Raw genomic sequence first — 12,023 nt, 5'->3', positions numbered from 1 at the left:
CTCGCAGGACGCGGTCAATCGCTGCGCCTCAGAAGCGCACGACCGCCCCCAGGCCGTAGCGACCCGCGCCGATGACCGGTGTCAGGTCGATGGACTGAACGAAATCGTCGTCGACGTCGTCATCGGCACCGTCGTCGCGCCGCTCGCCCGCCCCGCCGCCCGACCGGTCATGCCGACGCTCGGAAGGCGTCGTTGCCCCACCCTCGGACGACTTGCCGCGGCCTTCGACGAAGAAGAGCACGCCAGCCGTGATGCCGGCCGCGAGCGCCGACCCCCAGAGAACATCGGTCAACACCGCGCGCGTGTGAACCGAATCGACATCGTCTCGCGCACAAAGCCCGCCCGTATTGGCACCGCAGCGGTCCTCGAGCTCACTGTAGCGGCTCTGCGCGCTGAGCCCGACGACGAGCGCCGAGACCCCCAGGGCGGCGGCCGTCCCCGCCGCGACCCAGGTCCAGAGGCGCCGACGCGGCGCCGCATCGTCCAGCAGGCCCGTCGCCTCCGTCGCCGCTGCTCCCGCCTGCGGGCCCTCCAAGGGCTCGGCTCCCGCGGCCTCCGCCGCGGCGGCGGGAGCAGCGGCCGGCGGCGCCTCGGTGGCCGCGGGCGGGTCCTCGCCAGGCACGAGCAGGTGCTGGCTCTTGCCCTCAGCGATCAGCTTCTCGTAGCGGGCCACCATCGGATCGACCGCGGCGCGATCGGCCTCGGGCAGCGCCTCGCGATAGAGCTGGATCGACTGCAGGGCTTGCTCGTAGTCGCCGCCCTTCTCGTAGGCCAGCGCCACCTGCCCCATCACTAGGTCGTCCTTCGTCAGCACATGCGCCTTCTTGAACTCGACGACCGCATCCGCGTAGCGCTGCTGGCGCATGAAGGACTGGCCCGCCCGGAAGGCGCGCTTGGCCTGCCTGATGCCGGCCTTGCCGCGCGCGGCGTGCGCCTCCGAGCCGACGGCCGCGATCGCGATCACCAACGCTGCACCCACGATCCACCGTGAGCTCATTCTGCCTTGCATCAGTAGCTCCCTCCGCAGAGGGCGCGACTCTAGCACGGCCGCATTTGCAACAACACTCGAAGGCGGTCCGATCCGGCCGGCGAGGGCGCCCGGGGGGTTCGCCCGGCCTGAGGAGTTGACCGCTTGCGCCGCGCGCGCGTATTTTGTGGCGCCAACGTCGTGGGAAGAACCGATGTTCCGATCTCCAGCTCCGTCCCGATCCAGCAGCAGCGCTCGGCGATTCCTGGTCGTCGTGACGCTGGTCAGCGCCGCGGCGCTGACCGTCCCTCGCGCTAGCGCCGACACCTGGGACCTCAATCTCTCGCGGCTCTGTTTCTTCCAAACGCGCGACGGCACCACGTTGCCCTGTGGCGGCAGCTACGACTTCTCGCGCTATGGCGGGTTGGCGGCGAAGGGGGTCGAGCCCGACAACGAGAGCTTCCGCTCGCTGATGAGCGAGCTCGGCGTGCTCTTCGCGCCCGACACGACGGCGCCGGCCCAGACGATCGGCTTCGGCGGCTTTCATCTGGGTGTCGACTTCGGCTTCACGAGCATCAACCGCCACCGGCGCTCCAACATGGCGGATCCGGTCAAGCGCAATTTCTATTGGCGTGCGGCCGAGTCCGTGAGCTCGGCGGCGCTGGCAGCGTATGCGACCGATCCCACGCCTTCGGCGGGCTCCGCGGTCAGCGCCGGACTCCCGCCCGGGATCGCGCCGACCGTCACGCTGATGGCCCGCAAGGGCCTGTGGTGGTTTCCGGCGCCCAGCATGGAGCTGAACCTCGGCGCGCGGCACCTGCTCGGCAGCAACATGTGGGCCGGCATCATGGGTCTCAAGCTGGCCCTGCACGAGGGCTTCCACGGCTGGCCGATTCCCGAGCTCGCCGCCCGCGGGGCCGTCAGCCGGGTCTTCAACACCCCGGGCTTCGACCTGACGGTCACCTCGCTCGACCTCTCGATCTCGAAGCGCTTTGGCGTCGCGGCGACGCTCAACATCGCGCCCTACGCTGGCTACCAGCTGCTCTGGATCATCGCCGACTCGGGCGTGATCGACGCGCGGCCCGACCAGACGAGCGCCCAGCTCGACGATCCGCGCTACTTCACCTTTCTCAACCAGTCGAACATCTTTCGCCACCGCGCCTTCGGCGGCGCGCGCCTCAATTTCTACCTCGCCTCGCTGCTGCTCGAGCTGAGCTATGCCTTCGAGGGCGGCGATGAGGCCATCGTCCGCATCGACCCGCAGCTGCAGACGGTGGCGGTCGACGATCGCTCCGGCGACCAGATCGGCGTCACTCTCTCGTTGGCGGTGGAGTTCTGAGAGCGCCGCCCGTGGGGATGGTGAGCGAGCATCCTGCGGCAGCTCAAGAAGGCGACCGACCATAACACCATGGCCGAGTTCATTGAGCTGATCCTGATCATGGCGATCCTCGCGATCGTCTTCGGCGCGCGACGGTCGGGCAGGCTCGGGGCGGCGATCGGCCGCGCCCTGCAGTGCAAACGCCGCGGCCGACGCGCTGCTCCAGTCGCTCCCGACGGGAGGAAGACGGCAAGCGATGCGGACTGAGCGTGCGCCGCGGTCCGGAGCCCGCTCGGGGCCCGAGCCCCTTCCGAGCGCCTTGCGCGCGCGCACGCTGCAGCTCGTCGCCACGCTCCTCGGCGCCTGGGCCACCACCGTACTTCCCCTCTCGTCGCTGCGCGCTGAAGCGCCACCCAGCCCCGTCGGCGCGGGGATCGCCCCGCTCCCCGCTGCAGGCGCGCCGAGCGCTGTGGCTGCGGCCGCGGCGATCACGCTCGCCGACCCCCAGGCCGCGCTGCGCGCCTTCGAGCTCGAGACCTTTCCCCCACCACGCCAGCCCGCCGCAGGCGTGGTCGTGGCCCCGCCCGAGGGCGCTGCCGCTGCGCGTTCGCCAAGCCCACAGGGGACGGCGCACCTCAGCAGCTGGAATCCCGGCGCCGGCCTGAAGACCCACGCTGCAGCTGCGCTCGACGCCGACGAGGCCCTGCCCGGTACGCGCCCACCTTCACGCGCGCTGGCCCCACTTCACCTGCCCGACCTGCCGATCCGTTGGGACGCGAAGCTGGTCCGTTACCTCGAGTTCTACCGCCGCGATCCCCGTGGTCGCGCGATCCTCGGCGCCTGGCTGGCCCGCCTTGGCCGCTACGCGCCGCTGATCGAGGCGCGCCTGAAGGCCCATGGCCTCCCGCGTGCGCTGATCTACGTGGCCATGATCGAAAGCGCCTTCGACCCGCTGCGGACCTCGCCCGCGGGTGCTGCCGGCCTTTGGCAGTTCATGCTCAGCACCGGCCGAGGCTATGGGCTGCGGCGCGACGCCTGGATCGACGAACGCCGCAATCCAGAGCGCGCGACGGACGCCGCCCTGCGCTACCTCAAGAACCTCCATCGCCGGCTGGGCAGTTGGGAGCTGGCGCTCGCCGCCTATAACGCGGGCTTCGGCGCGGTCGTCGAGGCGATGCAGAAATACAACACGAACGACTATTGGCGGCTGTGCCGCTACGAGGCGGGGCTGCCCTGGGACACGACGCTCTACGTGCCAAAGATCCTCGCTGCAGCGATCGTCGACGCCAACCGCGCGGCCTTCGGCTACGAGAGCATCGCCACCGAGTCGGCCCTGACGCACGAGCTGGTCAGCGTCGGGCGTTCGATGACCCTCAGCGAGCTTGCCCGGGCCAGCGGCGGCTCAATCGAGCAGCTGCGCCTGCTCAATCCGGAGCTGCGCCGCGGTCGCACGCCCCCGCGCGCCGGCGTCTGGGTACGGGTGCCAGCGGGGACCAGCACGCGCTTCTACGCCGCGCTGAAGCGCAGACGCCCGGGCACGCCACAGCAGGTCTGGTACGAGGTGCGGCTCGGCGAAACGCTCGAGGAGATCGCCCTTCGTCACGGCACCACGACCCGCGCCCTGCGGCGGCTCAACGACCTGCGGGCCGATGCGCCGCTGCGCGCCGGCCTGGCGCTGCTGGTGCCGCGCGCAGAGCCCGCGCCGCTCACAGCCGCCCCTGCTCCCGGGAAAGGCGCTGCAGAAGCCGCCAGCCCAGCGGCCTCTGCAGCGGCGACCACCCCCGAGCAAGCGCCGGTGGTCGTCGCGCTGCCGCAGGACGTACCAGCGGCGTTGCCCGGTCGGCGGCGCGTCTTCTACCGCACCGTGCTCGGTGATGGTCTCGAGCGGGTGGCGCGCCACCTCGGGGTGACGACCAACGAGCTCGCGCGCTGGAATGGGCTCGACCCGCAGGCTCGCCTGGTCTCGAAGATGATCCTGCAGGCCTTCGTGGCACCGGACTTCTCCGCAGCGCGCGTGCAGCTGCTGCCGGCCGATCGCGTCGAGGTCGCGGTCGCCGGAAGCGAAGCATTCCTTGATGCGCACGAGCAACGCAAGGGGCGCCGACGCCAAAGCTACACGGCCCGCCCGGGCGACACGCTGCTGCGCGTGGCACGACGTTTCGGCATCAGCGTGGGTGACCTGATGCGGATCAACAACCTCGGCCCCACGGCCCCGCTGCTCGTCGGCCAGCGCATTCTGGTCTACCTGTCGGCCGCACAGACCGAGCGGCGGAGCGGCTCCTCGAAGCCAGCCGCGGCAGCCCCCGTGGCCAGCAACGCGCGCCCCTGATTCATGACCGCGCGCGGTCGGTGAGAGCGTGGCAGAGGTGGACACGATGCGACGCTGGGTCGTCGGCCCGGAGTGCGACGGTCAGCGACTGGACTGCTTTCTACGCCAGCAGCTGCCCACGCTCGGTCGCCACGCGCTGCGGCGCTTGCTGCGTGAAGATCCCAGGGCGCTGCGCGTCGATGGGCGGCGGCCGGCGCCGGGGTTGCGGCTGCGCGCGGGTCAGGCGGTCGAGCTGCGGGAGCTTGCTGCCCTCGCCGCGCCCGTGCCGCAGCCCGAGCTTACGCTGAGCGTCGTCGCGACGACCGCCCGCTGGATCGTGATCGACAAGCCGCCAGGAATGCCGAGCCATCCGCTGCGACCGGGCGAGACCGGGACCGTGGCCAACGCGCTGGTGGCGCGCTTCCCCGAATGCGCGCTGGTCGGCGCGCAGGGGCGCGAGGCAGGGCTGGTCCACCGACTCGATGGCGGAACGAGCGGTGTCCTGGTGGCGGCCCGCGACGCGGCGACCTACGAGGCCTTGCGTGCGCGCTTCACGCGGCGCGCCGTGACCAAGCGCTACCTGGCGCTCGTCGGCGGTGCGCTTGGCCAGGCGACGAACGTGACGCTGGCGATCGAGGCGCTCCCGGGCGATCGGCGTCGTGTGCGCGCGACGGCGATCGCCGCGGGGCCGGGTCGGCCTGCGCGCACCGCCGTGCAACCGCTCGCGCGCCTCGGCCAGTGGACGTTGGTGCGGGCGACGACCTGCAGCGGCGCGCGCCATCAGATCCGCGCCCACCTCGCCGCGATCGGACACCCGCTGGCGGGGGACGAGCTCTACGGCGGCGGGAGGCTGCTCGGCCTGGGGGGGCCGCTGCTCCATGCCGAGTCCGTCGCCTGGGACGACTACCTCTACAGGGCGCTGCTTCCGCCTGCCTGGCGCGAGCTGCTGCTCGAGCTCCCAGGTGCGCGCGACGCCGCGCTGCCGCCCTGAGCTCGGCGCCTGGACCGCAAGGCCGAAGGCCTCCAGAGCTTGAGGCAGCACAGGTGCTACTATCCGCGGCTGATGGCCGTCATCGTCGAGTACCTCAGCGAAGAAGAGCTCACCACCGGGCAGGTCGCCGAGGAGAACGCCAAGCGCCTCCAGGTGCGCGACCTCCATGGTCGCGTGCAGCGCGTGGCCCCGGAGAAGGTGCTCTTCCGCCACAGCGCGCCGTCGATCGCTGCGCTGCTTGCGCAAATAGAGCCGCTGCAGTCCGCGGTCGACGTCGGCCTGCTGTGGGCCGCCCTCGAGGACGACGACGACGCGCCGCGCGAGGCGCCGGCGCTCGCGCGGCTCTTCTTCGATCGCGATGATGCCCTGCACAGCTCGGCCGTCTATCGCGCCCTCCTCGCCGATCGAGTCTTCTTCCGCCGTCGCGGGCGCCTGCTGACGCGGCGCTCCTCGACCGAGATCGAGCAACTGCACCAGATGCGCGCCGCAGAGCAACGCAGCGCCACAGAGCTCGCGACCACGCAGGCCGCCTTGACCGCTTGCCCCCTCGACGCAGCGCTGGCACAGCGCCTCGAGCGCTGGTTGCGCGGCTACCCTGACCGCGCCTTGGAGCCGGGCCTTGCCTCCCTCGGCGGCGACCCGGCTGAGCAGGTGTTCGAGCTGCTGCTGCGCGACGGCTACTTGCCGCCGACGGCGGTGCTCGAGGTCCTTCGCGCCGATCTCTGCGAGGCACACCCGCCGGCCGCGCTGGCGCAGGCCGAGGCGCTGGAGCTCAGGCCGCCGAGCGCGCCGCTCAGCGCGGACTTCGCGATCGACGATCCCGACACGCGCGAGGTCGACGACGCGCTATCGATCGGCGCCGATGGCACGCTCTGGCGCATCGATATCGACATCGCCGACGCCACCGCATATGTGCGCCCCGGCGATCCGATCGACGACGAGGCAGCACGACGCGCAACGACGGTGTATTTGCCGACGGGTCGCTTCTACATGCTCCCCGAGCGCATTAGCTGCGATCAGGCCAGCTTGCGCGCGGGCGCGGCTCGACCCGTCCTGCGGACCTCGATCTGGCTCGATGACGAGGCCACGGTCGTGCGGAGCTCGTGGCAGCGGGCGTGGGTCGTCCTCCAGCGGCGCCTGAGCTACGAGCAGGCGGACGCGCTGCTGGCGGCCACGGAGGCGGCGACGGACGCGCTGACGAGTAAACTGCAGCGTCTCGACGCGCTGACGCGCGCCCGCCGCGAACGGCGGCGGACACAGGGGGCGCTGCTGCTCCAGCGCCACGAATGGAAGCTCAGCGTCGATCGCGAAACCGCGGCCGTCGAGGTGCGGACAATCGATGCCGCCTCCTCGTCCCGCCGCATCGTCGCCGAGCTGATGATCCTCACCAATGAGCTGGCGGCCCAGCTCAGCCGTGAGCGCGAGCTGCCGACGATCTACCGCGCGCAGGCAGCCCCGACCGCCCCGCTGCCGACGCTCGACCCAACCGACCCGCTGGCGCTGGTGGCTCTACGCGGTCTCCTCACGCCCGCCTATCTCTCGCTGCGCCCCGAGGCCCATTGGGCCCTTGGCCTCGGCGCCTATACCCAGGTCACCTCGCCGCTGCGCCGCTACGGCGACCTCGTGCTGCAGCAGCAAATCGTCGCGCACCTGGCCGGGGAGCCCCCACCCTACGACGAGGCCTCGCTCCAGCCCCTGCTGACGACGATCGAACGCGTCGAGCACGCGATGCGACGCCTCGAGAGCAGCGTGACGCAGCGCTGGGCGCTCGAGTTCGTCGCGCGCCAAGATCGCGCTCTACCCCAGCGGGCCTGGGTCCTCGCCGAGGTCGGCGGCGGTTACAAAGTGCGGCTGGCGGACAGCGGTGCGGACGGCCTGTTGGGGGCTCGGGCTGGCAGCTACCGGCTTGGAGAGGAGCTGCTGCTGCGGGTCGAGCGCATCGCGCCCCGGCGCGGCACGCTGAGACTGGTGCCCGCCGCCTGATGGCCGCGCTCCCGCCTGGCGGCCCCTGCGCGTCGCCGGAGAAGCGCGCGCTCGCGACCCGACCACCGCCGCCGCCGCACCGACCCAGCATCAGGACGCGCGGGACAGGGCAGTCCTTGCTAAGATGTGAGCGGCATGCGCTGCACTCACCGCACCGTCACCTTGATCACGGTCATCACCCTGTTGGGTACCCTCGCCGCGACCGCACCGGCGCGGAGCCGACGCGCCCAGACGATGATCGTGCTGCTGGACTTCGGCGGGAGCGGCGGCGCCCCAGCCCGCAGGAGGCTGGTGGCGGCGCTGCGCGCACGCTACGCGGTGGAGAACGCCGCGGCGCTGGTGGCCGCCTGCGACGAGCTCGGGATCGCCCTGCAGCGCGGACCGAACCTCGCACGTTGCGCCAACCAGCTCGGGGCGCGAGCGGTGATCGGCGGCAAGCTCGGCGCCGAGGGCCTTGGGCTCGCGGTCTATGGCGGAAGCAAAGGTGAGGCGATTGTCAGCGCGATCGTGCCGTGGAGTCGTCGTCCGCGAGCTGGAGAGGTCGAACAGGCAGTCGAGCTGATCGAGAGCGCCATCACGCAGTTGCCCGCCGCGGCCTCGGCCCGCAACCAGAGTGCCCGCCGACCGGCCCGCACGGACGAGGGCGATGCCGACGCCTCGCCGGATGAAGCCCTGAGCGGCGACGCGGGCGACGAGGAGCTGAGCTTCGACGGTGACGACGGCCCTGACGCACAGCTCGACGGCCCCGACGAGGGCACCGTCGGTGGCGAGGAGGACACGCCGACCGGGCTCGGCCCCGCGCCGCAAGCGCCAGCGCCGCCGACGAGCGAGAGCGACCCCCATCGCCTGCGGCTCAGCAGCGATGCGCGCGCCAGCGCCGAGGTTGGCATCGGCACCTGGATGCGCAACCTCAGCTTCAGCGACCCCCAACAGCCGACCAACACCTATCAGTCGGGCGCCGCGATGGCGCTACGGCTGGCGCTCGAGGGGCGGCCCGCCGCCTTCTTCCTCGATGGACCCCTGGCCCAGATCTACGCGCGCGTCCGCTACCAAACGACGATCGGGCTGAAGTCCAAGTCTACGGGCACTGGCGCCACGCTGATCGACTCCGGCTTCAACGAAGTCCTGCTCGATCTCGGCTATCGCTGGCGCATCAAGCCCGAGCGCGCGCGCAGCCCGCACGTCGATTTCGGCCTCGGCTACGGCCTGCTCGACTTCACCGTCAGCTGGCCGAACGCCGCGCAGCAAGCCCTGCCGAACAGCGGCTACCGCTTTGTCCTGCTCAACTGCGCTGGCGCCTACCCCTTTGGCGACTGGATCGGCGGCCATGCGCGGGCCGAATACCGCATGGTGCTCGACGCCGGACAGATCAGCACCGACGCCTGGTTCGGCGGGGGTTCGGTGGGCGGACTGGTCGGCGCCCTCGGGCTGCACGGGCGCTTCCGTCACATCGTCGCGCTGCTGGAGTACGGCTACAGCCGCTATTTCTTCGCCTTCGACAACCCGCTGCAGCGCAAGGCGGCCGGCAAGAAGGCTGCCGGCGGCGCGCTCGACCAGTACCACGCCTTCATGCTCAGCGTCGGCTATTCGCTCTAGCCGACGCTGCGGGTAAAGCAGCGGTCTCCGCCCCATGGGACACGCTTCGCTCCTCGCGCCGCACCCGAAACGTCCACTTGTGGTTGGCGACATAGTTGAGCAGCATCGCCAGCGCGATGCCACCGAGCTGCGCCAGCAAGTAGTGCCAGCCGAGCAACATCACCAGCGCCATGGCCAAGCCGTATTGAACGCTCGCGGCGGCCGAGGCGACGGCGTAGAAGCGCAGCAAGCGATCGCCGCGCCCCGCCCCCGAGACGCGGCGATCGCCCCAGGTCCAGAGGTCATTGAGAAAAAAGTTGGTGCCGATCGACAGCGCGATGCCCAAGAGCGACGCTATCGCCACCGCGCTCCGACCCGGCAGCAGCTCCCCCAAGAAGCGGAAGGCCAGCCAGGTGCAGAGCAGATTGACCGGCACACCGCTGGCGCCGACGACGCAGAACTTCACGAAGCGCCGCTGCTCGCGACTCAAGTAGCGCCGCATCAGGCGCGTCACCCATTGCATGCCCGCCTCCCCCGCCAACGGCTTCCGCCGGGCCTCATAGCACCCCTCCTCCCTCGAACGCCAGGGCGAGCTTGCTCAAGACGCCGGGTCTAGGCTATCTCGACATCCATGGAACTCGCCGCGCTTGCCCGCCGCACCAAGGCCTATGGCCTGCTCGCGGCCTGCGCCGCCGTCGGCGTGCTGACGACGGTGCTGATCCCGCTGCCGCTGACGCTGCTGATCGGCCGCCGCTTTCGGCGCGAGGACGTGCTGCGCCGCGTGCATCTGATGGGACCGTGGGCCCGCTTCTGCGCCCGCCGCGTGCTGGCGCTTCGCCTCGACGTCGTCGGCCAGGCGCAGGTCCCCTCGTCCAGTCGGGGCCACCTCTTCATCTGCAATCACCAGAGCTACGTCGACATCGTCGCCCTGGTAGTGGTCCTGCGGACGGGCGCCTTCCTCGCCAAGAGCACGGTCGCCTGGTTCCCCTTTATCGGAGCGGCCGCCTACGCGGCCGGGTCGGTCTTCGTGCGACGCAACGATGCTGCCAGCCGCCGTCAGGCCTTGGCCGAGACGATGCGCATGTGCGCCGAATCGACCGGCGTGATCGTCTTTCCGGAGGGGACCCGCTCGTCGAACGGCGAGTTGCGAAGCCGCATCCACCCGGGGGCGATCATCGGCGCCTTCGAGCACGGACTGCGCGTCATCCCGGTCGGCCTCGACGGGACGCATCGCGTGACGCCCAAGAGCAACGACCGCGTCAATCGGCAGCAACCGGTCGCCGTGACCGTCGGAGCGCCGATGAACCCCGCTGACTTCCCCGACCCGGAGACTTGGACACAAGCTGTCTGGGCGCGGGTCGGCGAGCTCTTCACCCAAAGCCGTGACCGACTGATTCAACGCTAGGAAGAGACGGAAGGGAGATCCCCGTGTCGATTTCATCCCACGCTGCTCGAGGCCCTCGGCAGGGAACGCGTCCGCTGGGCCGGCTGCCCTGGCTGGCCGCGGCCATCAGCGCGACCCTGCTCGCAGGACTCCCACGAGCGCACGCGACCCGTGATCTGCTGACCACCCGAGCCCTGAGCATGGGCGGCGCGCTGCGGGCGGCCGCGACCGGCACCTCAGCCCCGCTGCTCAACCCGGCGGCGCTCGCGAACGCGCGCGTTTATGTCGTCGACACGCTCTACCAGTTCCGCTCCACCGACGACGCGAGCCACTTCTTCGCCGCGATCGCCGACTCGATCACCAGCAGCGTCGCCGCCGCGCTCTACTACAGCTACGGTACTGCCAGCCCGCGACGCACGGTACCGCAGCTCGAGGGTGCCGCCTTGGCGCTGACGGAGAAACATCAGGACCACGAGGTCGGCGGTGCGCTCGCCGTCCCGCTCGGCCAGTGGCTCGCGATCGGCGTCACGGGTCGCTATCTCCACTACCGCGTCAATCCCGCCGCAGATGCGCCTGCGACCGCCACCCGGACCCGCCTGAGCCACTTCACGATGGATGCTGGCGCCACGCTGCGCCTGGGTGAGCTGCTGCGGGTCGGCGTCATCGGTTACAATTTGATCCCTGTCCATGACCTGCTCTATCCACGGGCGCTCGGACTCGGCGTGGCCCTGAGCACCGGTACTGCGCTGACGCTCGCCTTCGACAGCGTGCTCGACTTCACCTCCGATCCCGAATCGGTGTCGGCCACCCTGCACGGGGGCCTCGAGCTACTCGCAGGCGAATCCTACGCGCTGCGCGCCGGTGCCCAGCACGATACCTTCCTCAAGGCCTCGTATTTCACGGCTGGCGTCGGTCTGCTCAGCAGCCGGGTCGGACTCGAGCTAGGCCTGCGCCAGCAGGTCGATGGCGGCACCGGAACTGTGATCAGCGCGGCGATCAAGGTCTTCGTGCAATAGGTGCGATAGGTCCGCGGCGGCGCGGGACCGGCGGCAAAGCGCGCTTGCCTCGCCCACCGTCCCGCGCTAAACGACGGCCCTGCACCTGAGCAGCAAGGGACATCGGCGCCGGCCGGCCGACCACGGTGGCCGCCGGAAGAGCCAGGCCGCGCCGCGGAAGGCGCGCAGCGCAAGCGACCCTTCCTCGGCGCGCGTTGCCCCGCAACGTGCCGCGTTGGGAGGACGTGACGACGAGGACATTCGCAGATGACGAGCCAAGGAAACCCGAACCGCGACCGCTTCAATGGCGTCAAGATCTTCTCGGCAACGATGGCCCAGGAGCGCGACCGCCTCGGTGAGCGCATTACCGAGTGGATCCGCCAACACCCGTCGTTCGAGATAGTCGACACGATCGTCACCCAATCGTCCGACGAGGCCTTCCACTGCCTGGCGGTGACGCTCTTCTACTGGGAAGCGCTCGACGGCTAGCCCTCCGGTCCTT

At 70.7% G+C, this 12,023-nt stretch carries 11 protein-coding genes; 9 read left to right on the top strand and 2 right to left on the bottom strand.

Features of this window, described 5'->3' with window-relative positions:
* Nucleotides 1-28: 28 nt before the first annotated feature.
* A complete protein-coding gene (locus IPL40_00840) occupies nt 29-1,009 on the bottom strand; it encodes a hypothetical protein (protein MBK8479715.1) in 981 nt (326 codons plus the stop codon).
* 172 nt (nt 1,010-1,181) lie between these two features.
* Here IPL40_00840 and IPL40_00835 point away from each other — a divergent pair, with 172 nt between their 5' ends.
* From IPL40_00835 to IPL40_00810, 6 genes are all read left to right on the top strand, one after another.
* On the top strand, nt 1,182-2,306 hold the full coding sequence (locus IPL40_00835) for a hypothetical protein (protein ID MBK8479714.1): 1,125 nt from the start codon (nt 1,182-1,184) through the stop codon (nt 2,304-2,306).
* Between the two features lie 69 nt (nt 2,307-2,375).
* Complete coding sequence (locus IPL40_00830) at nt 2,376-2,552, top strand: hypothetical protein (protein ID MBK8479713.1); 177 nt, start codon at nt 2,376-2,378, stop codon at nt 2,550-2,552.
* Nucleotides 2,542-4,614, top strand: coding sequence for a transglycosylase SLT domain-containing protein (locus IPL40_00825; protein MBK8479712.1), 2,073 nt, complete (start codon nt 2,542-2,544; stop codon nt 4,612-4,614). Before IPL40_00830 ends, IPL40_00825 begins: the two co-directional genes overlap by 11 nt.
* 46 nt (nt 4,615-4,660) lie before the next feature.
* Nucleotides 4,661-5,584: an RluA family pseudouridine synthase gene (locus tag IPL40_00820; protein MBK8479711.1), complete on the top strand. Its 924-nt coding sequence runs from the start codon at nt 4,661-4,663 to the stop codon at nt 5,582-5,584.
* A gap of 39 nt (nt 5,585-5,623) precedes the next feature.
* Nucleotides 5,624-7,567 carry an RNB domain-containing ribonuclease gene (locus tag IPL40_00815; protein MBK8479710.1) on the top strand — a complete coding sequence of 648 codons (1,944 nt, stop codon included), beginning with the start codon at nt 5,624-5,626 and terminating at the stop codon, nt 7,565-7,567.
* A gap of 135 nt (nt 7,568-7,702) precedes the next feature.
* Nucleotides 7,703-9,163, top strand: a complete 1,461-nt coding sequence (locus tag IPL40_00810) for a hypothetical protein (protein MBK8479709.1) — start codon at nt 7,703-7,705, stop codon at nt 9,161-9,163.
* On the opposite strand, the gene IPL40_00805 is transcribed toward IPL40_00810, so the two are convergent.
* Nucleotides 9,141-9,665 carry a GtrA family protein gene (locus tag IPL40_00805; GenBank protein ID MBK8479708.1) on the bottom strand — a complete coding sequence of 175 codons (525 nt, stop codon included), beginning with the start codon at nt 9,663-9,665 and terminating at the stop codon, nt 9,141-9,143. The genes IPL40_00810 and IPL40_00805 overlap by 23 nt on opposite strands.
* 108 nt (nt 9,666-9,773) lie before the next feature.
* Here IPL40_00805 and IPL40_00800 point away from each other — a divergent pair, with 108 nt between their 5' ends.
* From IPL40_00800 to IPL40_00790, 3 genes are all read left to right on the top strand, one after another.
* Nucleotides 9,774-10,547 carry a 1-acyl-sn-glycerol-3-phosphate acyltransferase gene (locus tag IPL40_00800; protein MBK8479707.1) on the top strand — a complete coding sequence of 258 codons (774 nt, stop codon included), beginning with the start codon at nt 9,774-9,776 and terminating at the stop codon, nt 10,545-10,547.
* A 23-nt stretch (nt 10,548-10,570) separates the two neighbouring features.
* A complete protein-coding gene (locus tag IPL40_00795; protein MBK8479706.1) occupies nt 10,571-11,542 on the top strand; it encodes a hypothetical protein in 972 nt (323 codons plus the stop codon).
* Nucleotides 11,543-11,788: 246 nt separating this feature from the next.
* Nucleotides 11,789-12,010 (top strand): hypothetical protein, encoded by a 222-nt coding sequence (locus tag IPL40_00790; protein MBK8479705.1) that lies wholly within the window; start codon nt 11,789-11,791, stop codon nt 12,008-12,010.
* The last annotated feature ends 13 nt before the right edge of the window (nt 12,011-12,023 follow it).

The sequence above is a fragment of the Pseudomonadota bacterium genome, assembly GCA_016711215.1.
Taxonomy (GTDB): domain Bacteria; phylum Myxococcota_A; class Polyangia.
Note: the sequence above shows the minus strand (reverse complement) of the source record. Positions and strands in the feature narration are given on the sequence as shown.